The organism is Baekduia sp. Peel2402, from assembly GCF_052567285.1.
The window spans coordinates 5,291,532-5,312,554 of record NZ_CP199582.1 but is presented as its reverse complement, the minus strand read 5'-3'; the positions used below and the strand labels follow the sequence as shown (position 1 = coordinate 5,312,554).

General features: G+C 71.5%; 20 protein-coding genes and 1 pseudogene. 6 read left to right on the top strand and 15 right to left on the bottom strand.

Annotated features, from left to right (window positions below; all coding sequences use genetic code 11):
* Nucleotides 1-10: 10 nt before the first annotated feature.
* The 4 genes from era to ACT01A_RS25840 are packed head-to-tail and all read right to left on the bottom strand — an operon-like array spanning nt 11 to nt 2,764.
* Nucleotides 11-913: a GTPase Era gene (era, locus tag ACT01A_RS25855; protein ID WP_445149992.1), complete on the bottom strand. Its 903-nt coding sequence runs from the start codon at nt 911-913 to the stop codon at nt 11-13.
* On the bottom strand, nt 907-1,320 hold the full coding sequence (ybeY, locus tag ACT01A_RS25850) for an rRNA maturation RNase YbeY (protein WP_445149991.1): 414 nt from the start codon (nt 1,318-1,320) through the stop codon (nt 907-909). The genes era and ybeY overlap by 7 nt, the downstream gene beginning before the upstream one ends.
* Nucleotides 1,321-2,301, bottom strand: a complete 981-nt coding sequence (locus tag ACT01A_RS25845) for a PhoH family protein (protein ID WP_445149990.1) — start codon at nt 2,299-2,301, stop codon at nt 1,321-1,323. It lies immediately after the preceding gene.
* A 34-nt stretch (nt 2,302-2,335) separates the two neighbouring features.
* Complete coding sequence (locus tag ACT01A_RS25840; protein WP_445149989.1) at nt 2,336-2,764, bottom strand: GatB/YqeY domain-containing protein; 429 nt, start codon at nt 2,762-2,764, stop codon at nt 2,336-2,338.
* A gap of 77 nt (nt 2,765-2,841) precedes the next feature.
* Between ACT01A_RS25840 and ACT01A_RS25835 the strand changes: the two genes are divergently transcribed.
* The gene (locus ACT01A_RS25835) at nt 2,842-3,771 is read left to right on the top strand and encodes a C40 family peptidase (RefSeq protein WP_445149988.1); all 930 of its coding nucleotides are present in this window, start codon (nt 2,842-2,844) and stop codon (nt 3,769-3,771) included.
* Here ACT01A_RS25835 and ACT01A_RS25830 read toward each other — a convergent pair.
* Nucleotides 3,743-5,119 (bottom strand): NAD(P)/FAD-dependent oxidoreductase, encoded by a 1,377-nt coding sequence (locus ACT01A_RS25830; protein WP_445149987.1) that lies wholly within the window; start codon nt 5,117-5,119, stop codon nt 3,743-3,745. The two genes, ACT01A_RS25835 and ACT01A_RS25830, sit on opposite strands and share 29 nt — an antisense overlap.
* A 100-nt stretch (nt 5,120-5,219) precedes the next feature.
* On the opposite strand from ACT01A_RS25830, the pseudogene ACT01A_RS25825 reads away from it, so the two are divergent.
* Nucleotides 5,220-5,327, top strand: a pseudogene (locus ACT01A_RS25825) (hypothetical protein); the annotation flags it as partial.
* Nucleotides 5,328-5,489: 162 nt separating this feature from the next.
* On the opposite strand, the gene ACT01A_RS25820 reads toward ACT01A_RS25825, so the two are convergent.
* Nucleotides 5,490-5,762, bottom strand: a complete 273-nt coding sequence (locus tag ACT01A_RS25820) for a hypothetical protein (RefSeq protein WP_445152878.1) — start codon at nt 5,760-5,762, stop codon at nt 5,490-5,492.
* Between the two features lie 30 nt (nt 5,763-5,792).
* Between ACT01A_RS25820 and ACT01A_RS25815 the strand changes: the two genes are divergently transcribed.
* On the top strand, nt 5,793-6,143 hold the full coding sequence (locus tag ACT01A_RS25815) for an endonuclease domain-containing protein (protein WP_445152868.1): 351 nt from the start codon (nt 5,793-5,795) through the stop codon (nt 6,141-6,143).
* A gap of 47 nt (nt 6,144-6,190) precedes the next feature.
* On the opposite strand, the gene ACT01A_RS25810 is transcribed toward ACT01A_RS25815, so the two are convergent.
* From ACT01A_RS25810 to ACT01A_RS25780, 7 genes are read right to left on the bottom strand one after another with little or no spacing between them, the layout of a single operon-like run.
* Nucleotides 6,191-8,410 carry a methyl-accepting chemotaxis protein gene (locus tag ACT01A_RS25810; protein ID WP_445149986.1) on the bottom strand — a complete coding sequence of 740 codons (2,220 nt, stop codon included), beginning with the start codon at nt 8,408-8,410 and terminating at the stop codon, nt 6,191-6,193.
* A 53-nt stretch (nt 8,411-8,463) separates the two neighbouring features.
* Nucleotides 8,464-9,291, bottom strand: coding sequence for a 50S ribosomal protein L11 methyltransferase (locus ACT01A_RS25805; RefSeq protein WP_445149985.1), 828 nt, complete (start codon nt 9,289-9,291; stop codon nt 8,464-8,466).
* Between the two features lie 3 nt (nt 9,292-9,294).
* A complete protein-coding gene (gene dnaJ / locus ACT01A_RS25800) occupies nt 9,295-10,431 on the bottom strand; it encodes a molecular chaperone DnaJ (RefSeq protein ID WP_445149984.1) in 1,137 nt (378 codons plus the stop codon).
* On the bottom strand, nt 10,428-11,456 hold the full coding sequence (gene hrcA, locus ACT01A_RS25795) for a heat-inducible transcriptional repressor HrcA (protein WP_445149983.1): 1,029 nt from the start codon (nt 11,454-11,456) through the stop codon (nt 10,428-10,430). Before hrcA ends, dnaJ begins: the two co-directional genes overlap by 4 nt.
* A gap of 22 nt (nt 11,457-11,478) precedes the next feature.
* Nucleotides 11,479-11,868, bottom strand: a complete 390-nt coding sequence (locus ACT01A_RS25790; RefSeq protein ID WP_445149982.1) for a MaoC/PaaZ C-terminal domain-containing protein — start codon at nt 11,866-11,868, stop codon at nt 11,479-11,481.
* 2 nt (nt 11,869-11,870) lie between these two features.
* Nucleotides 11,871-12,311 carry a MaoC family dehydratase N-terminal domain-containing protein gene (locus ACT01A_RS25785; protein WP_445149981.1) on the bottom strand — a complete coding sequence of 147 codons (441 nt, stop codon included), beginning with the start codon at nt 12,309-12,311 and terminating at the stop codon, nt 11,871-11,873.
* Complete coding sequence (locus ACT01A_RS25780) at nt 12,308-13,192, bottom strand: DMT family transporter (protein WP_445149980.1); 885 nt, start codon at nt 13,190-13,192, stop codon at nt 12,308-12,310. The genes ACT01A_RS25785 and ACT01A_RS25780 overlap by 4 nt, the downstream gene beginning before the upstream one ends.
* A gap of 58 nt (nt 13,193-13,250) precedes the next feature.
* On the opposite strand from ACT01A_RS25780, the gene ACT01A_RS25775 reads away from it, so the two are divergent.
* A complete protein-coding gene (locus tag ACT01A_RS25775) occupies nt 13,251-14,660 on the top strand; it encodes an aminotransferase-like domain-containing protein (protein ID WP_445149979.1) in 1,410 nt (469 codons plus the stop codon).
* Between the two features lie 16 nt (nt 14,661-14,676).
* On the top strand, nt 14,677-15,294 hold the full coding sequence (locus ACT01A_RS25770) for a hypothetical protein (RefSeq protein WP_445149978.1): 618 nt from the start codon (nt 14,677-14,679) through the stop codon (nt 15,292-15,294).
* A 41-nt stretch (nt 15,295-15,335) separates the two neighbouring features.
* Here the strand turns inward: ACT01A_RS25770 and ACT01A_RS25765 are convergent, their stop codons facing one another.
* Nucleotides 15,336-16,118: an SDR family NAD(P)-dependent oxidoreductase gene (locus tag ACT01A_RS25765; protein ID WP_445149977.1), complete on the bottom strand. Its 783-nt coding sequence runs from the start codon at nt 16,116-16,118 to the stop codon at nt 15,336-15,338.
* Nucleotides 16,119-16,194: 76 nt separating this feature from the next.
* Between ACT01A_RS25765 and ACT01A_RS25760 the strand changes: the two genes are divergently transcribed.
* Nucleotides 16,195-19,086 (top strand): lipase/acyltransferase domain-containing protein, encoded by a 2,892-nt coding sequence (locus tag ACT01A_RS25760; RefSeq protein WP_445149976.1) that lies wholly within the window; start codon nt 16,195-16,197, stop codon nt 19,084-19,086.
* A 51-nt stretch (nt 19,087-19,137) separates the two neighbouring features.
* Here the strand turns inward: ACT01A_RS25760 and lepA are convergent, their stop codons facing one another.
* Nucleotides 19,138-20,955 (bottom strand): translation elongation factor 4, encoded by a 1,818-nt coding sequence (gene lepA / locus ACT01A_RS25755; RefSeq protein WP_445149975.1) that lies wholly within the window; start codon nt 20,953-20,955, stop codon nt 19,138-19,140.
* Between the last annotated feature and the right edge of the window lie 68 nt (nt 20,956-21,023).

Below are 21,023 nucleotides of genomic sequence, written 5' to 3'. Positions count from 1 at the left end.
CCGCTGGAGGCTAGACGTCGAAGCCGAGGCGGTCGAGCAGGTTCTCGTCGGCGCGCCAGCCGCGGCGGACGCGCACGATGAGGTCCAGGTGGACCTTGGTGCCCAGCTCGCGCTCCAGCTCCTTGCGCGCGCCGGTGCCGATCGCGCGGATCATCTTGCCGCCGGCGCCGACGAGGATGCCCTTCTGGGACTCGGTCTCCACCCACGCCTTGGCGTGGACGACGGTCAGGTCCTCGCGTGCCGTGTCGACCTCCTCGACCACGACCTCGACCGCGTGCGGGACCTCCTTGAAGGTCCGGCGCAGGATCTGCTCGCGGATCAGCTCGGCGAGGTGCACGTAGGGCGACAGGTCGCTGGACTCGGCGGGGTCGAACAGGAACGGCGACTCCGGCACGAGGCTGAAGAGGTGCTCCGCCAGCGCGTCCACGCCGGTGCCCTTGCGCGCGCTGATCGGGAAGATGTCGTCGCCGACGCCGAGCTCGGCCGCGGCCTGCAGCGCCTCGACGATGTGCGGGCGATCGAGGCGGTCGACCTTGTTGATGGCGATGATCACCGGGCACGGCGCGCTCTTGAGGACGTTGGCGATCCAGCGGTCGCCCGGCCCCACGCCCTGCTCGGCGTTGAGCACCATCAAGGCGACATCGGTCTCGGCCAGCTCGCGTTCCACCCGGCGCTGCATGCGCTCGGTGAGGTTGTCCAGCGGCCGCTGCACGCCCGGCAGGTCGGTCATCACGAGCTGCGTGTCGTCGCGCGTGACCACGCCGCGGATCGCGCGGCGCGTCGTCTGCGGCTTGTCGGAGACGATCGCGACCTTGCGGCCGACGATCGCGTTGACCAGCGTCGACTTGCCGACGTTCGGCCGGCCCGCCAGCGCCACGAACCCGGCGCGCGTCTTGGAGTCGAAGTTCACCATGTGAGGATCTCAGCTTGGACCGAGAGCATCTCGCCGTCGTCGACCTCGTGGTCCATGCCAACGAGATGGAGCGCCCCGTGGACGATCGCCTCGCGGATGTTCTCGGTGTGCGGCGGGCAGATGATCACGTCGCCCAGCTCCCTTGAATCCGGCACCCCACCCACCCCGTCGTCCTCCGCCTCGTCGATCGGGAACGACAGGACGTCCGTCGGTCCCTCCTTGCCGCGATGCTCCGCGTTGAGCTCGGCGATCCGATCCGCCTCGACGAACGCGATCGCCACGTGCCCGTCGCGCACGCCCGCCGTCGCCACCGCCAAGGACACCAACTTCACGATCTCCGCCTCCTCCGGCAGGTCCGGACGACCGGCCGCCAGGTCGGCGTCGAGCACCTCGACTTCCAATGACATCTACGCGCGCTTCGCCGCCGCGCGGATGTCCGGCGCCTGGGACTGGTCGAAGCTGTCGTAGGCCTCGACGATCCGCTGCACGAGCCGGTGGCGGACGACGTCGCCGCCGCCGAAGCGCACGAACTCGACGCCGTCGACCTCCTCCAGGATGTCGCCGACGACGATCAACCCGGACTTCTCGTTGCGCGGCAGGTCGACCTGCGTGATGTCGCCCGTGATCACCATCTTGGAGCCGAAGCCCAGACGGGTCAGGAACATCTTCATCTGCTCGGGCGTCGTGTTCTGGGCCTCGTCGAGGATCACGAACGAGTCGTTGAGCGTCCGGCCGCGCATGAACGCCAGCGGCGCGACCTCGATGACGCCCTTCTCCAGGAACCCGGCGACCTTCTCGGGGTCCAACATGTCGTTCAACGCGTCGAACAGCGGGCGCAGGTAGGGGTCGATCTTGGCCATCAGATCGCCCGGCAGGAAGCCGAGGCGCTCGCCGGCCTCGACGGCCGGGCGGGTCAAGATGATGCGGTTGACCTCCCGGCGCGCGAGCGCCGCGGCGGCCATCGCGACGGCCAGGAACGTCTTGCCTGTGCCCGCCGGGCCGATGCCGAACGTCACCGTGTTGCGGCGGATCGAGTCGACGTAGATCTTCTGGTTGACCGACTTCGGCGCGACCTTCGCGGAGCGGTGGCGCCAGACGACGTCCTCCAGCACCTTGGCCGGCGACTCGTGCGCGTCGAGCGCGTGCGTGACCGCGTCGAGCGTGCCCGGCGTGATCTCGTGGCCGCCGTCGATCAGCTCGGCCAGCTCGCGTACGACCACGGCGGCGTTGGCCACCGCCTCGGGCTCGCCTTCGAGCGTGACGAGGTTGCCGCGCAGGAACAGCGCGCAGTCAACGTGCTCCTCGAGCTGGCGCAGGACGGCGTCGTGCGGGCCGCTCAGCGCGGTCGCGACGTCATTGCTCAGCTCGATCTGGCGGCGGGCGCTCACTTGCTGTTCCCTTCTCGATCGCGAAGCGACGCGCTCACGCCAGCGCCTCCCGTGCGAGGGCGGATACTCGCTTGCCGTCGGCGCGGCCGCCGGTCTTCTCCATCGCCGCCTTCATCACGCCGCCCATGTCCTTGGGCGAGGACGCGCCGGTCTCCGCGATCGCGTCGGCGACGATCTGCCGCAGCTCGTCGTCGCCGAGCTCGGCAGGCAGGTAGACCTGGATGATCGCGGCCTCGGCCTCTTCGCCTTCGGCCAGCTCGACGCGCCCCGCCTCGCGAAACGCAGTGGCGGACTCCAGGCGGCGCTTGCGCTCGCGGCGGAGGATGGCCTGCTCGTCGTCGTTGCCGTCCTTGGCGGCCTTCTGCAACTCGGAGAGCACGAGGCGCAACGCGCCGACCCGATCCTTCTCCCCCGCCTTCATGGCGGTGGTGAGGTCCTGCTTGACGGTGTCGGCGATGCTCATGTCTCCTCGATTGTAGGCCTCAGCCCCGGACGCCCACGCTCAAGACGGGCCTGCCGGACGCCGATGGCCATCGTGCGATGTCCCTGCGCCGTGTCCCCCTCCTGACCGTGCTCGCGCTGCTGGTTCTCGTTGCCCCGACGACCAGCGCCCGTGCCGACGCTCCGCTGACCGGAACGCGGCTGCACGCCGAGCTCGGCGTCCTGGCGGCGCAGCTCGGCGTCGTCCCTGTAAAGGCGCCCTTTTCGAAGGTGTCGGTGACGACGTTCGACGCGCTGCTGGTCGAGCAGCTCGGCGCGAGCGACGTCGCGGCCGCCGTCCAGCACGAGGCGTGGCGCGCGGGCTTGAACCCACCCAGGACGTTCGGCACGGAGGCCGTCGCGCGATTGCTGGGACTCCGTGACAATCAGCCCTATCCGCACGAGGATCGCGAGCTGTACCCGACCGACGCGATCACGCTGGCGGAGGCGAAGCACTCGTTCAGCGTGGCCGCCAAGTGGCAGAGCACGGCGGCGGCGTGGGTGCGCGAGAAGTTCTCGTCCTTCCAGCTGCCGGCCTACGGGGTCGCCCAGAAGCGCGTCCTGCGGTTGGCCGTCTCGAAGATTGGCATGCCCTACGTGTGGGGCGGCGAGACCGACACCGCGTCCTCGTACTTCGGCGGCCAAACCCACGGCGGCTATGACTGCAGCGGCCTGGTCTGGCGCGTCTTCAAGTTGTCCGGGTTGCCGTTTGGCGCGGCGATCCGCGGCCGCACGGCGGCGTCGCAGGCGGGCGAGATCGTAAAGTCCGCACGGGTCCGGCTGGACGACGTCCGGGGCGGCGACTTGGTGTTCTTCGGCTACGCGCGCTTCTGGATGAAGGCGACGCCGACGCGGATCGTGCACGAAGGCATCGCGCTCAGCCCGGACTGGATGATCCACTCCTCCGGCCAGGGCGTGTACCTCTCGCCGCTGCGGCTGGATCCGTGGCGCGCGCAGCGGTTCAGCTGGGCCCGACGGGTTCTCCCGTAGCGTCCGGCTGCGCCTCCGCCGGCTGCGCGCCGTTGGTGGAGGAGATCGTGCCGCCGCCGGTCGGGTCGGCGCCCAGCCCGGGCGCGCGGCCCAGCCCGCCGAGCTCAGAGGCGTCGCGGCCGAAGATCAGCTGGATGTTCCAGTCGATCAGCAGGCGCCACTTGCGCTTGGTGCCCGGCAGCGCGGCGAGGTGGTAGCTGCGCGCCAGCCACCAGGCGGGAACGCCGCGCCAGCGGATGCCGAGCGTCGTGGCGACCGCCTGGCCCTGGCCCATGTCCACGAACACGCCCTTGGTCTTGAACTTGAAGGGCTTGATCTTGCCGTTGCCGATCGCCGCCGCGACGTTGCGGCCCGCCGTCTTGCCCTGGCGCAGCGCGTGCTGGGCGGTCGGCGGCGTCGACTGCTTGCCCTTCTTGGCGGGGTCCGGGACCGCAGCGGCGTCGCCGAGCGCCCAGACGTCGTCATGGCCCTCGACGCGCAGCGTGGCGTCGACCTTGATCCGCCCGGTGTCGTCCAGCGGCAGGCCGAGCCGCGCGATCACCGGATGCGGCTTGACGCCCGCGGTCCAGACCAGCGTCTTCGTCGGGATGATCTCGCCGCCGCTGAGCGTCACGTCGTCGGCGGTGACGGCGTCGAGCGTCGTCGAGGTCCGGATCGCGATGCCGCGCCCGCGCAGCTCGCGCGTGGCGAAGTCGGCCAGCGGCCGCGGGATCTCGGGCATCACCTGGTCGCGCGCCTCGACCAGGATCCAGCGCATGCCCTGCGTGCGGCAGCGCGGGTAGAGGTCGATGACGTCGGCGGCGAAGTCCTGCAGCTCGGCGAGCCCTTCGAGGCCTGCGTAGCCGGCGCCAACGAAGACGTAGGTCAACCACATCTTGCGCTCTTGAGGGTCTTCGAGCGTCTCGGCGACCTCGAGCGTCCGCAGGACGTGGTTGCGCAGCTCGATCGCTTCGGGCAGCGACTTGAAGCCGATGCCGTGCTCGGCCAGGCCGGGGATCGGGAGCGTGCGGGAGACGGAGCCGAGCGCGACGACGAGGTGGTCGTAGCTCAGGTGCTCCTCGCTGCCCTTCAGCGTGCGCACGTCGATGGTCTTCTGGTCCGGGTTCGCGCCGATGACCGTGCCGAGGCGCAAGTGCGTGCGCTTGAGCTCCTCGCGCAGCGGCACCACGACATGCCGCGGCTCCAACGTCCCCGCCGCCGCGCCGGGCAGCAACGGCGTGTAGAGCATGAAGTTGACGTCATTGACGAGCGTGATCCGCGCCGCCTGCGGCGGCAGCACCCGCTCGAGCGTCCTGGCGGCGTAAAAGCCCCCGAAGCCACCACCGGCGATCACCACGTGCCAAGCCATGTCCTTGACGTTAGTCCCACCCTGACGTTGAGGCCAATCGCACGACGTCCGCGACCACCCGAGGGGGCGAATTTCAGGTCCGGGTCGCCTAGGCGTCGGTATGCGACGCGAAATCGACCTGGATCGGCGAATCGGTGACATGGCGAGCCGCCAGCACGGTCCGATCACCCGAAAGCAGCTGCGCGGGCTCGGCCTGTCCGACGAGCAGGTCAACCGCCGCATGCGCCGAGGCGCGCTCGTCCGCCTCTATCCCGGCGTCTTCGCTGTCGGGCACACCGCCATGCCACGTGAAGGGCGGTGGATGGCCGCGGTCCTGGCGTGCGGAGAGGGCGCGGTGTTGAGCCACGGGGACGCGGCAGCGCTGTGGGATCTACTCCCTTCGCGTGGCGCGGTCATCCATGTCATGACTCCAGCGCGCGCGGGGCGCGAGCCGGATCGGACGAGGGTGCGATTGCATCGGGTCGGGACGCTCACCGAGGAAGAGAAGACGGAACGCGACGGGATCCCGGTGACGACGCCCGCGCGGACGCTGCTTGACCTCGCTCTGTCCCTCCGGCCGCGGGCGCTCGAGGACGTCATCGAGCGAATGGATCGCCTGGCGCTCTTCGATCTCTTCGCCGTCCGTCGATGTCTTGAAGCGCATCCGCGGCAGAACGGTGCGCCCAAGTTGAGGATGGTGCTCGACCGGCTCGCGGGCGCTGCCGTCGCCGACACGCGCAGCCCACTGGAGGTCGCGATGCTCCAGCTCTGCGACGACTACAACTTGCCGATGCCCGCGGTGAACACCCTCGTCGCCGGGTTCCTCGTCGACTTCTTTTGGCCGGACGCACACCTCGTCGTCGAGACCGACGGCTTCGCCTTCCACCGCACCCGCACCGCTTTCGACGCTGACCGCGAACGCGATCAACAGCTCACGCTGAAGGGCTATCGCGTCGTGCGGTTCACCTACAACCAGGTCACACGTCGTCGTCGGGAGACCGCGCGACGTCTGCGGCGCCTCCTCGCCGGGTCCGGGTCGATCTAGCGTCGCTGAGCGACGGAAAAGCGACCCGGATCGCTGGCGGCGTGTGGCTAGGCGACCGTGAAGCGGCCGACGAGGTCGTCGAGCTCGGTGGCGATGGCGGCGAGGCCTGTGGCCGCGGAGGCGATCTCCTGGCCGGAGGCGGTGGTCTCCTGGGCCGTGGAGGAGACCTGCTCGGTGGCGGAGGAGGTGCGCTCGGCGATCTCGGCGACGGCGGCAACCTCGTCGCGAGCCTGGCGGGCGCCGGCGACGACGTCGTCGGAGCGGGAGGCGACGGCGGCGATGCGGTCGGCGAGGTCGCTCATGGAGCGGTCGATGGCGGAGAAGGCGTCCTGGGCTTGGACGATCGAGGCGGCGCCGGCGGTCGTGCGCTCGCGGCCGGCGTGGGCCTCCGTCGTGGCGGCGGTCGTGTCGTCCTGGATCTCGGAGACCAGCGCGCCAACCTCGCCGGCGGCGGACGCGGTCTGCTCGGCCAGGCGGCGGACCTCCTCGGCGACGACGGCGAACCCGCGTCCCTCGTCCCCGGCGCGGGCGGCCTCGATCGCCGCGTTCAAGGCCAACAGGTTGGTCTGGTCGGCGATCTCGGTGATCGTCGCGACGATGCCGGTGACGCGGTCGCTCTTGACCGCCAGGCGCTCGACGGCCTCCGCGACGCGCGCGGACGCCGCGCCCATCTCGACCATCGCGCCGGTCGCCTCGGCGACGACCTCCGCGCCATGGCGGGCGGTCGCCTGCGCGTCCTGGGCAGCCTCGGAGGCCTCGCGCGCCCCGGCGGCGCTGGCGGTCGCAGCCTCCGTCATCGCCTCGGCCGCTTCGCTCGTGGCGCCGACGGCGCGCACCTGGCGCTCGGCGCCGACCGCGACGTCCTCGGTCGCACGGGCGATCTCGTCCATCGCGCGACCGGTCTGGCCGGAGGACTCGGCGAGGTCGGACGCGCTGGCGCTCAGGCGCCCGGAGGTCTGGGACAGGCGGCCGACGACGTCGGTCAGCCCGCCGGTCATGTCGCGCAGCGCGACCCCGAGCGCGTCGTGCTCGGACTTCGGCGTGACGGTCGTCGTGAGGTCGCCGGCGGCGACGCGCTCGGCCAAGTCCACCATCTCGCGCTGGTGCTCGCCCATCGCGATGAACGCATCGCCGAGCGTGCCGAGCTCGTCGCGGCGGCCGAGGTGCGCGTCCTTGCTGAGGTCGCCCTCGGCGGCCGCGCGGGCGACGACGGTCAGGCGGCGCAGCGCGCGAGTCAGCGAGCGCCACAGCGTGGCGAAGAGGATCAAGGCCACCAACAAGGCGAGGGCGCACTGGATCAGCACGCGGCGCTCGGCGGCCTGGAAGCGATCGATGCGCGCGGCGAGCAGATCGGCCAGCGCGGGCGTCGCGGCCTGCTCGAACTTCGCGACCGCCCCAACCGCGGCGGCGGCGCTGACCGGATCGGCCGCGCCGGCGTCCGTGGTGCGCGCAGCGCGCGCGAGGTCGACGCCGAGGCCGCGGGCGGCGGCGCCCATCGCGTCGGCGGCGGGCCCGACGTCGCCCTTCAGGTTGGTGTCCTCGGTCGTGGCGTAGGTCGTCTTCAACCCCGCGAGCAAGGCCTCCAAGTTGGTCGACACCGCGCCAGCCTGAGCGGCCAAGTCAATGTGGTCGCTCATCGTGCCGCCGCCCGGGAGGCCGGACAGCGCGAGCTGCGAGTCCGCGCCAAGACCCGCCGACGCCGCGACCGCGGGCGCCTTGGTGACCAGCGCGTCCATCACGTAATAGGAGTCGAGATCCGGGTCGAGGATCAGGTTGGAGGCGTTGCCGACCTCGACGACCCAGCCGACGGCGGCATCGACCGCCGTCGAGTAGGCGTCGAGCGCGGCACCGGCCGACTCGGGCCGGGCGGGCAACGAGGCGTTGATCTGCCTGCGCGCCTTCGCCCACGCCGCGGACGCGCCGAGGTCGTCGCCAACCGTCCGCTCCGCCGCGTCGACGGCGGCGATCGCGCGCCGGACCTCGGTCAGCGTCGCGGCCGGGACCGCGGCCTGCTCCAGCCCGGCCTTCACGGCGGCGCTGCGCGCGCGGACCGTCGCAACCACGAGCTGGTTGGCCGGGCCGAGGGCCTCGACGCCGACCTGCTCCTGGGCGGAGAAGTCGATCTGGGTCTGCTGCGCGCCGTGGTAGGCGCGCAGGGCCAAGGCGGCCGGGACCAGAAGAACGACGCCGAGCAGCGCGAGCTGGCGCGACACCTTCAGACGCGCGAGGAGGCTCCCCAACGGGTCCAGGACCCTGACCATGGACATGTGCTCGGGTTCGGCCGCCGCGGCGCCAACTTGAGCACGACTGCACCGGTTGTCTATGTCCGGCGCAGGACCAGCGCCGCCCATTCGGCGGACGTGCGGCGGTCGGTCTCGTGCAAACCGTGGGGCGCGAAGGCGGCGGCGATCTCGTAGGCCTCGTGGGTCAGAAGGCCGGAGGCGATGAGGGTGCGTGGCGGTTCGCCGCCGGCGAAGCCCGCCCGCGCAACGCACAGCAGCAGCGGCCGCAGGAGGTTGGCGAGCACGAGCGGCGCGGTCGGCGCGGGGCCGCCGCGGATCAGGTCGAAGCGGTCGACCGCGACCTCCACCCCATTCGCCTCGGCGTTCTCAGCGGTCGCGCGAACCGACTCCAGCTCGTGGTCGACACCCGCAACCGGCGACCACCCCAACTTGGCCGCCGCGATCGCCAGGACGCCGGAGCCGCAGCCGAGGTCCATGACGCCAGGCACGTCCGGCACGGGCTCCGCCACGAGCAACTCCAAGCACAACCGCGTGGTGTGGTGCGCGCCGGTGCCGAACGCCTGACCCGGATCGATGACCAAGTCCATCAGGTCGTCGCGCTCCGGCTCCCACGGCGGCCGCACGTACAACGAGTCGCCAACCACGATGGGTTGGTGGAACTGCCGCCAGCGGTCGGCCCAGTCGTCGGCGACCTCGCTCGTCGTCACCTCGACCAAAGCGCCGCCGACCGCCGCCTCCACGTCCGGGAGCTCCGGCAGCTCGCCCGGCGCGCCGTAGACCGCGTACTCGACGATCTTCCCGCCCTCGAGATCCGCCTCCTCCACCCCGCTCGGCGCGAGCGCCAGCAGCTCCGCGAGGACGACGTCCGCGTCCTCGCGCCGCACCCGCACCGCCAGGCGAATCACGGGCTACTTCCCGAACAGACGCCGCAGCTTGCCGACCATCGACTCATCCCCGGCGCGCAGCTGCTCGGGGGCGATCGTGTCGGTGAAGGCCTGGAGCGCCTCGCGCTGCTGGGCGTTCAAGCGCCGCGGGATGATCACGTTGGCGACGACGCGCAGGTCACCGAAGCGGCCCTGGCGGCGCAGCATCGGCATGCCCTTGCTCTTAACGGTCAGGACCGTGCCCGGCTGCGTGCCGGCCGGGACCTCGACCTCGACGTCGCCGTCGGGGTGGGCGATCGTCAGCGTCGTGCCCAGCGCGGCCAGCGGCGCGGCGAGGTCGCCGACCGTCACCAAGTCGTCGTTGTCGCGCAGGAAGCGGTCGCCCATGTCGACCTGGACCACGACGTACAGGTCGCCAGCCGGGGCACCGTGCTCACCGACGTGGCCGCGGCCGCTCAGGCGGATCCGCTGGCCGTCGGCGATGCCCGCCGGGATCTCGACCTCGAGCTGGCGGTGGCCGACGACCAGGCCGCGACCGTCGCACGTCTCGCACGGCGTCTGCGGGATCTTGCCATCGCCGCCGCACTTGTCACAGGCGACTTGACGGACAACTTGCCCGAACGGCGAGCGCGTCACGGCCTGCAGGATCCCCTGGCCGCCGCACTTGTCACAGGTCTCGATCGGCGTGCCCGGCTCGGCGCCGTTGCCGTGGCAGTGCTCGCAGCGGTCGACCGCCTCGAAGCTCACCTCCACCTTGGCGCCGCGGTAGGCCTGATCGAGGTCGACGTGCGCGGCGATCGCGATGTCCTCGCCTTGGCGCGGACCGCCACGGCCGCCCCCGCCACCGCCGAACGCCCCGCCGAAGAACGCGTCGAACAGGTCCGAGATGTTCCCGAAGCCGTCGAAGTTCGGCGCCTGGCCGCCGCTGCGCAGGCCCTCGTGGCCGTAGCGGTCAAAGGTGGCGCGGCGCTGGGGATCGCTGAGGATCTCGTAAGCCTCGGCCGCCTTCTTGAACTTCTCCTCGGCGTCCGGGTCGTGGCTGTTGACGTCGGGGTGCAGCTCGCGCGCGAGCTTGCGGAACGCCTTCTTGATGGTCGTGTCGTCAGCGTCGCGGGCGACGCCGAGCAACTCATAGGGGTCGCTGGGCAAGGTGGAGCTCAAGATCCGTATACATCCTCGATGAAGCGCGACAGCTCATGCGCGGCCTCGCGCACCGAGCGGATCGCGCGGGGGTAGTCCATGCGCACCGGGCCGATGACCGACACCGTGCCGAGCTTGCGCGTCGGCAGGCCGTAGCCGGCGCCGACGACCGCGAGCGTCTGTAGCGCCGGGGCCTGGTTCTCGGAGCCGATGCGGATCAGCACGTCTGGCTCCTGGAGCGCGGCGCGCAGAAGGCTCAGGAGCGTCGCGCGGCGCTCCAGCATCGACATCAGCTCGTTGATCTGCGTGAGGTCCTGCACGCGGTGCTCGCCGATCAGGCGCGCGGCGCCGTCGACGTACAACGTGTCCTCGGAGGTCTCGGCCAGCTCGGTGAAGACCGGGGCCAAGGACTCCAAGAACCCGCGCTCGCGCACGGTGAGCGAGTTGTCGTTCAACCGCGAGTACAGCATCCGGGCGCCGAGGCCGACGCCCGCCAGACGCTCGTCGAGGAACTGACCGGCCCACGCGGCGAGGCCAGGGTCGACGGGCTTGTCGAAGGTGAAGACGCGCTTGGTGACGCCGCCGGTCGACGTGATCACCACCACCATGAGGACCTGCGGCTGCAACAGCAGGACCTCGACGTGGCGGACCGTCGCGGTGTCGATCGGCGGCGCGGAGACGATCGCCAGCAGGTTGGTGACCTGCGAGAGCGTCTCTGAGGTGACGCGCATCGCCTCGTCGACCTCGCGGCGGATCAGCTGCAGGCCGAGCTTCTCGCCGGCCGGGACCAGGCCGGTCCCGGAGCCGCTGCGGAGCTGGTCGACGTACCAGCGGTGGCCGGCGTCGGTCGGGACGCGACCCGCGCTGGTGTGCGGGTGGGCGAGCAGCCCCTGCTCCTCCAGCGACGACAGCTCATGGCGGATCGTCGACGGGCCGGCCACGATGTCGGGGTCGGCGGCAAGGGTCTTTGAGCCCACGGGCAGGCCGGTCTCGGTATACGCCTCGACGACCTTGCGCAGGAGCAGCTCTTGGCGGGGCGAGAGCACGTCCCGTCAGAGTCTAGGCGGCCTAGGGCCGCAGCTCGGCGTCCCCGCGGCGGACGATCGCGGTCCCGGCCTGCGTGGCCTCGGTGTCGACGTGGACCGTGCCGTCCTCGTCGACCGCGCGGACCTTGGAGGTGACCGCGATCTCCTGCTCCATCACGCCCATGCCGCGGAAGCCGACGGAGAGGCGCTTGAGCGCGTGCGGACCGCCGGCGGCCTCGGTCTGGGCGCGGGCGACCTGGGCCATCGTCCAGAGGCCGTGCAGGATCCGGCTGGGCAGGCCAACCTGCTTGGCGAACTCCTCATCGATGTGGATCGGGTTGAAGTCGCCGGACGCGCCCGCGTAGCGGACGGTCAGGTAGCGGTCGGGCGTGACCTTCAGCTCGGGAAGCTCCTGGCCGGGCTCGAAGGACATGCTCACGCTCCTCGCACGATGTTGGTCCACGTCCCCACCGCGACGATCGCGCCGTCCTGGTTGGCCGAGACGGACTCGAAGACGAAGAAGCCGTTGCCGGCGCGCTCCTCGACGGACTTCACGCTGACCGTGGTGGTGATCTCGTCACCCGCCACGACCAAGGGCCCCCACTTGAACTCCTGGCCGCCGTGCACCAGCCGCGAGAAGTCGATGCCCAGCTCGGGGTCGAAGTAGACCGGGCCCATCGCGGGCGAGCAATAGACGACCGCGAACATCGGCGGCGCGACGACGTCCGCGTAGCCCGCCGCGCGCGCGGCCTCGTGGTCGAGGTGCAGCGGGTCGGTCTCCCCCACGGCCCGCGCGTACTCCTTGATCTTCTCGCGGCCCACCGCGTAGAGCGTGGGCGTGTAGGTCTTGCCGACAGGCGGCGACGGTGCGGTCATCCGGGGCGTGATGCTACCCGCGTGCGCTGCGTCGCCACCACGCAGGCGAGCACCGCGACGGCGGCGACCAAGGTGATGGCGTTGATCGTCTCGCCGAGGATCAAGCCCGCCCAGAGCAGGCCGAGCACCGGCTGCGCGAGCTGCACCTGGCCGATCTTGGCGACGCCGCCGCGCGCCAGGCCGGCGTACCAGGCGAAGAACCCCAAGAACATCGAGATGAGCGACACGTAGGAGAACCCGAGCCACGCGTTGGTGCCGCCGTGCGCGCCGTGGGCCGCGAGCGTCGCGGCGGTGATCGCGACGGTGACGGGCAGGCTCAGCACCAACGCCCAGCAGATCGTGCGCGCGCCGCCCAGCTCGCGCGAGAGCCGACCGCCCTGGGCGTAGCCGATCGCGCAGAGGACCATCGCGCCGAGCAGCTCGAGGTCGCCGAGGTGCAGCTCGCCGCCGCCCTGGCTGAGCGCGAACGCGACGACCGCGAGAAGGCCGGCGGACGAGGCGAGCCAGAAGGCGCGGCTCGGGCGCTCGTGCGCGAACAGCACCGCGGCGACCGCGGTCGATGCCGGGAGCATCCCGACCACGACCGAGCCGTGCGACGCGGGCAGGTCCTGTAGCGCGAGCGACGTCAGCGCCGGGAAGCCGGCGATCACGCCGAGCGCGACGAGCGCGAGCGTCTTGACCTGCGCACGGGTCGGACGCGGCGCGCGCGTGGCGAGCAGCACGGCGATTGCGAGCACCCCGGCGATGACCGCGCGGCCAAAGGCGACGAAGAGCGGATCGAGGTCGGCAACCGCCAGCCGCGTCGCGGGCAGCGAGAACGAGAACGCGAGGACGCCGAGCGCGCCGAGGAGGAGACCGGGCGGGAGGGCCAAGTCCTCCATCTTGCCGCGGCGCGTTTGCGTTACTCCGCCTGATGCAGTAACGTTACTCTCGATTCTCATGAAAGACGGTAACACAGAACACCGTGTTATCCAGGACGTGCGGACGGCTGCCCGTGCCCTCCCCCCGGGCAGCCGCCTGCCGTCCGTTCGTGAGCTGATGGCCCGACACCGGGCCTCCCCGGTCACCGTGCAGCGCGCGCTGGCCCGTCTAGCCGGCGAAGGGCTCGTCGTCCCGCGACCCGGACGCGGCACGTTCGTGGCCGAGCGGCGCGGCGCGCACGCGACGACGACTCAGCCGCCCGACCTCGGCTGGCAGGAGGTCGCGCTCGCCGACCGCCCGCCGCTGGAGGCCGCGTCGCTGGACCAGCTGCTGGCCTCGTCTCCGCCCGGCGCGATCCCGCTGACCGGCGGCTACGTCCACCCCGACCTACAGCCGCTGGCCGCGCTCGGCGCCGCGACCGCGCGCGCGGCCCGGCGCCCCGAGGTCTGGGGCCGGCTCCCGGTCGCCGGCCTCGAGGAACTGCGCAGCTGGTTCGCGCGCGAGGCCGGCGAGCACACCCGCACACACGACGTGGTGATCTGCAACGGCGGCCAGCCCGCGCTGTCGACCGCGTTCCGCGCGCTGGCCGCACCCGGCGAGCCGGTGCTCGTCGAGTCGCCGACCTACCTCGGCGCGATCGCCGCCCTGCGCGCCGCCGGGCTGCGCGCGGTCCCGGTCCCGGCCGACGAGGATGGCGTCCGCCCCGATCTTCTAGCCAATGCCTTTGCCTTGACCGGCGCGCGCGTCTTCTACTGCCAGCCGCTGCACGCCAACCCGACCGGTGCCTCGCTGGCGCCCGCGCGCCGCGCCGCCGTTCTTGAAGCGGTTGCTGCCGCGGGCGCGTTCATGATCGAGGACGACTGGGCGCGCGACCTGCGGATCGACCCGGCGCCCGCGCCGCTGCCGCTGGCCGCCGAGGACCCCGACGGGCACGTCGTCTACGTGCGGTCGCTGACCAAGTCGGTGGCGCCGAGCCTGCGCGTCGCGGCGGTCTCGGCCCGCGGCGCGGCCGGCGCCCGGGTGCGCGCGGCGCGGATCATCGACGACTTCTTCGTCGCCGGGCCTTTGCAACACGCGACGCTCGAGTTGGTGTCCTCGCCCGCCTGGCGCCGCCACCTCAAGCTGCTGCGCGCCGCGCTGAACGAGCGCCGCGACGCGCTCGTCGCCGCGCTCGGCCAGCACCTGCCCGAGTGGACGCTCGTCACCGTCCCGGCCGGCGGCCTGCACGTCTGGGTCCGCCTGCCCGACGGCGTCGACGACGTCGCCTTCACCGCGCGCGCGGCCGCCGCCGGAGTGACGGTCTCCCCCGGCCGCCCGTGGTTCGCCGCCGAGCCGCCTGGCCCGCACCTGCGCCTGACCTACGGCGCCGCACCGCCGCCGGACCTCGTCGAGGGCGTGCGGCGGCTGGCCGCCGTCGCGGCGTCGTAGCCTGCGCGGCCACGCCATGACCACCATCGTCGCCGTCGCCCCCACACTCGCCGACGCCGTCCAGTCGGCCGGCGCGACCCTCGCCCACCACGCCGCCGAGGGCCATCCGACGCTCGTCGTCTCGGTCTTCACCCGCGACGGCGATCCCGACGACGCGACGGCCGCCGCCGCGCTCGGCCTGGCGGGCGTCGTCCACCTCGCGCTCGACCCGGCGCCGGCGCGCGGCTACGCGGCCGGCCGCGAGCACGATGGCCTACAACAAGAAGACGATGCGCCGAAGGTCGCGGCCAGCGTGTTGGCCATCGCATTGGGTCGGATCGAGCCCGACCTGATCCTCGCGCCGCTCGGCCTCACCGGCCACGTCGACCACCTTGTCGTCGAACGCGCGCTGGACGAGCTGGAGCTGCCGCGTCTGCGTTGGCTCGACCTCCCCTACGCCTTGCGCCGCACCCCGGGCGCGCCGCTCGGCCAGGGCGAGATCGTCGCGGTCCCGACGACCGAGGCCACCATGAACGCCAAGCTCGCCGCCGCCGCGCCCTACGACGCCGAGCTGGAGCGCCTGGCCCAGCACGCGGCCGACGAAGGCGCGCGCCTCGGCGCGGGCGGGCCGGTCGAGATCCTGATCAAGCGCTAGCGCTATGTCCTAGCGCCAAGCTCTAGGCCAACCGCCAAGCCCTAGATGATCACGTTGACTGCGCCACCATCCGCCGACCATGCCGCGCCCGCGACGTTGCCCGCGCGCTCGCTGCACAAGAAGGCCACCACGTCGGCGATCTCCTCCGCCGTGCCCATCCGGCCGAGCGGGACCTTCTTGGCGGCCGCCGCCAGCGCCTCTTCGCGCGTCGTGCCGGCCGCGCGCGCCGCCTGATCGCCGAGGCCGCCGTCGCCGACCCACAGCTCGGTGGCGACCGGCCCGGGCGTGACCGCGTTGACCAGCACGCCGCGCGCCGCGTAGGCGTCGGCGAACGCGCGCGACAGCGACAGCTGGCCCGCCTTCGCCACCGAGTAGGCGACGTTCGACTGCCCCGGCCGCTTGCCGGACGACGACGACACGTTGACGATCCGGCCCCAGCCGCGTTGCGCCATCAGCGGCGCGGCCAGGCGCATCAGCCGCATCGGCGCCATCACGTTCAGCGCGTGCTGAGCCTCCCACTCGTCGTCGGTCAGGTCCTCCAGCGGCACATGCGACGAGGTCCCCGCGTTGTTGACCAGGACGTCGATCGCGCCGAACTGCTCGACGGCGGTCGCGACGATCCGCTCGTCGCAGTCCGGGTCGGTGACGTCGGCGGCGATCCACTCGGCGCCCGCGTCTGACGCGGCCTCTGCCAGGCGATCGGCGTCGCGCGCGACCATCAGGACGCGTGCCCCCTCGGCCACCAGCCGGCTGCTGATCGCCCGCCCGATCCCCCGGCTCGCGCCGGTCACCACGCAAACGCGCCCTTCCAGACCCAGGTCCATGCGGAAAACCGTACCCCGGGCTCACACCAGGGGACTCCCCGATGCACGTGCACGCGCGTGCGTCCAGGCTGGCGCCATGCTCCCCGCCCGCTCCCTCCTCTCGGCCGCCGCGGCCGCCCTTGCCCTCGTCGCGGCCGCGCCGTCGGCCCACGCGGCCTGGCCCGGAACGCCCGGCAAGGTCGCGTTCCTGGATCAGATGAACAAGGAGTACCCGCTCAAGGTCTACACGCCGGGCATGGACGGCCAGGGCAAGGAGGACCTGATCGTCCCCGAGACCTTCCACTTCCAGGAGGGCACCGACAAGACGCCGATGACGACCGGCTTCCCGTCGGCCCCGGTCTGGTCGCCCGACGGCACGCGGCTGGCGTTCGCCGCCAAGGTCCCGGATCCGTCGCTGGCGCCCGGCGCGACCCACACCGCGATCTTCACGTGGACGCTGAAGAACGGCGCGATCACGCAGCTGACGACGCCGCCGGCCGGCAAGCCCGGGTGCTCGTGCGAGCAGCAGCTCGGCTTCGGCTACGCCGACTACTCGCCGGCCTGGTCGCCGGACGGTAAGACGATCGCGTTCGTTCGGATGCAGTTCTCCGGCGAGGACGAGTCGATCCACGGCCACGACGGCGGCAACATCCGCACGGTCCCCGCGACCGGCGGCGCGTCGACCGAGCTGACCCACGAGTACGGCGAGCAGATGTACTTCTCGCTCTCCTGGGGCGGCGACCCGGACCCCGACGGCGGCTACACGGCGCTGCTGGGCCTGCACGGCGGCGAGGCCACCGGCGAGTTCCAGCTGCGCAAGATCAACCCGCAGACGGGCGTCGCGCAGTCGCAGCTCGGGGGCGCCGAGGCGGCGCAGGTCGCCGACTTCGACGTCACGCCCGACGGCCTGCACTTCTACTACCAGCGCTACGGCGGCAAGGTCTTCGCGCGCCAGCTCGACACGCTCGGCGAGATCACGCCGGTCGGCGACGGCGTCGGCGCCCGCATGCGCGCGAGCACGACCGGCAACGGTCCGCTCTACAGCGGCCAGGCGCGCGTGCCCGGCAGCGACATGCCGCGCGGTGGGCTGGTCGAGTACCAGGAGCCGGACGCCGGCGGCGACGTCTGGCCCGAGGACGAGAAGCAGCGCTTCGTCAACGGGTGGCTGGGCTCCAAAGGCTCCTTCGGCTATGCCTACACGACGGTCGGCCGCTCGCTCTTCGACGTCCAGCCGCAGCGCCTGCCGATCATCAACATCCCCGGGTTCGGCGGCTCGGAGATCCGCTGCGACGGCGAGACGCTGTGGGGCCCGTCGCCGTTGTTCATGTCCTCGAAGATGAAGAACATGGAGTTGTCCTCCGACGGCAAGACCAACGCCCATTGCGCGGGCGCCGGGCCGACGGAGAACCCCGACGACCCGACCGGCTTCGTGATGAGCGTGCTGGGCAGCGACATCTACGCCGGGCAGGCCAAGTTCATCACCGGCATCGCGCCCGGCTCGCGCGGCTGGCGCTTCTCGTGGGACTGGCGCAAGGCGCCGGTGGAGTCCCTGGCGCGCTTGGACGCGTTGGTGGAGAAGGCGATCCACCACCCCGACAACGAGGCGCAGGGCATCACGCGGGTCGTCATGTACGGCCACTCCTACGGCGGCCTGCTGATGCGCGAGTACCAGGACCAGCACCCCGAGAAGCTGGCGCGCGTGCTGACGCTAGGCACGCCGTTCTGGGGTGCGACCAAGCCCTTGAACTTCGCGACGTTCGGGCTGGAGAACCCGCTGTCGGGGATCGCCGACCTCGACACGCTGATGCCCAACGCGGCGGCCAAGGCCATGGCCAAGAACCTGACCGGGTTGTACTGGTTGGTCCCGTCCGATCCCTACGGGCCGTGGCTGAAGGTCGGCGGCAAGTCCCAGTCCCAAGCGGGCGTGCGCAGCTTCTTCACGGGCACGGCGGGTTCGAACGGCGCGCTGATCGACGCGGCGATGGCCTGGCACAAGAAGTACGACGGGTTCACGACCACGCGCGGCAACGTCGAGGTCCGGGCGGTGGTGGGCACGGGCCTGCCGACGATCGAGTCGATCGACGTCTCGGACATCACCTCGCCCGACGGCGAGCTGCAGGTGTCGCTGCACCTCGGCCAGGGCGACGTGACCGTGCCGATCCGCAGCGCGTCGCAGGGTCCGCTAGGCACCCACGACCCGCTCGGCGAGAACGTGCACGTCCAGGCGATCTGCGGCGTCGGGCACATGGCGCTGGGCGCGAGCGAGAAGATCAACGACAAGTACGAGCGCTACCTGCTGACCGGGCGGACGCCGCGGTTAACCGAGGGCGCGTGCGAGATGGAGGCGACGGCGATCGTCGTCAAGAACCTCCAGACGCACCCGAAGCGGGGTGCTGCGTCGGCCGTCGCCTCTGACGGCGCACTGTCGCTCGACGCGGCCGCCGAGGCCGGGAAGATCCAGCTGCTGCGCTACCCGGGGATGCCGATCGCGATCGCCGACGACCACAAGCCGGTGAAGCTGGCGGTCGGCGAGGGGGTCGAGCTACAGGTGATGCGCTGGAAGGGCGACACGCAGCTCCCGACCCAGACGTTCCGGCCGGGCTCCGGCGCGGTGGACATCGCGACGGGCGGCGCCAGCGGGCCGGTCGTGACCGCGGGCGGCGCGGTGGTGGCGCCGGTCGAGGGCGAGACCACGACGCCTCCGTCCGTCGATGACGACCACAGCGCTCCGCCGGCGGACGGAGGCGGCTCCGTGACGCCTCCCGCTCCGTCGACGCCCGCTCCGAGCGTCCCCGCTTCGCCCGTCTCCCCCGCCAAGCCCTCCGCTCCCGTCAAGGGCACGGCGACGAAGCCGAAGCCCGCGACAAAGACCACCAAGAAGGTTTGCCGGACCGTCAAGAAGCGCGTCAAGGGCAAGGTCAAGAAGGTCAAGACCTGCAAGACCGTGACGGTCAAGAAGCCGAAGGCCAAAGGCAAGGGCAAGGCCTAGGCCAACGGAGCGCGGCCCCGCCGGAACGGGAGCTCCGGCGGGGTCAGCGCGCTACTTCGTGGGGCGCTCGTCCCCCAACTCCAGCACCGCGAGGAACGCCTCCTGCGGCACCTCGATGCGCCCGACCTGCTTCATGCGCTTCTTGCCTTCCTTCTGGCGCTCCAGCAGCTTGCGCTTGCGGGAGATGTCGCCGCCGTAGCACTTGGCGGTGACGTCCTTGCGGTAGGCCTTGACGGTCTCGCGCGCGACGATCGCGGAGCCGATCGCCGCCTGGATCGGCACGTCGAACTGCTGGCGCGGGATCTTCTTGCGCAGCTTCTCGGTGAGGTTGCGGCCGATCTCGTAGGCCTTGTCCTTGTGAACGACCATCGAGAGCGCGTCGACCGGGTCGCCCGCGAGCAGGACGTCGAGCTTGGCGAGGTTCGACGGCCGCAGCCCGAGCAGCTCGTAGTCCAGCGACGCGTAGCCCCGCGTGCGCGACTTCAGCTGGTCGAAGAAGTCCAGGACGATCTCGCTCAGCGGGAGGTCGTAGTACAGCTGGACGCGGTCGGCGCTGAGGTAGTGCATGCCCGCGTGCTCGCCGCGGCGCTCCTGGCAGAGCTCCATCGTCGCGCCCACGTACTCCTTGGGCAGCAGGATGGAGGCCTTGATGTAGGGCTCGCGGATCTCCTGGATCCGCGCGGGATCCGGCATGTCGGAGGGGTTGTGGACCTCGACGACGTCGCCGTTGGTCAGCGTCACCTCGAAGCTCACCGACGGCATCGTCGCCATCAGCTCGAGGTCGTACTCGCGCTCCAGCCGCTCGCGCACGATGTCCATGTGCAACAACCCCAAGAACCCGCAGCGGAAGCCGAAGCCGAGCGCGTCGGAGGTCTCAGGCTCCCACGCCAGCGCAGCGTCGTTGAGCGACAGCTTCTCCAAGGCATCGCGGAAGTCCGCGTAGTCGTCGTTCTCGATCGGGAAGAGCCCGCAGAAGACCATCGGCTTGACCTCGCGGTAGCCGGGCAGCGCCTCGGTCGCGCCGTTGCGCTTGGTCGTCAGCGTGTCGCCGACGCGCAGCTTGGTGACGTCCTTGATCCCGGTGATCAAGTACCCCACCTCGCCCGCGGCGAGGTCCTCCGCCGGCGTCATCGCCGGGGTGAAGAAGCCGATGTCGTCGATGTCGGCCTCGGTCGAGGTCGCGATCGCGCGGATCGCCTCGCCCTTCTTGAAGACGCCATCGACCACGCGGATGTAGGCCACGACGCCGCGGTACTGGTCGAACTGCGAGTCGAAGATCAGCGCGCGCGCCGGGGCGTCGCGGTCGCCCTCCGGCGGCGGGACCTTCTCGACCAGGGCCTCCAGGACCTCGGTCACGCCCTCGCCGGTCTTGCCGGAGATGATCAGGATCGACTCGGGGTCCTCGCCGATCAGCTCGGAGACCTCGCCCGCGACGCGCTCGGGCTCGGCGCCCGGGAGGTCGATCTTGTTCAGGCACGGGATCAGCTCGAGCCCGGCCTCGACGGCGAGGTAGGTGTTGGCGACGGTCTGGGCCTCGACGCCCTGGGAGGCGTCGACGACCAGCAGCGCGCCTTCGCACGCGTTCAGCGACCGCGACACCTCGTAGGTGAAGTCGACGTGGCCGGGCGTGTCGATGAGGTGCAGCTGGTACGTGTTGCCGTCGCGCGACTCGAAGTAGACGCGGACGGCCTGGGACTTGATCGTGATCCCGCGCTCGCGCTCGAGATCCATCGAGTCCAGGAGCTGCTCCCGCATGTCCCGGGAGGCGACCGTCTTCGTCATCTCCAGGATGCGGTCGGCCAGCGTCGACTTGCCGTGGTCGATGTGGGCGATGATCGAGAAGTTGCGGATGAGGCTCTGGTCGGACAAACGGCCGCCCAGGATAGGGCGAACGACTCGCCTAGCGGCTCGCCGTTCGCTTGCGGTATTTGCCCAGA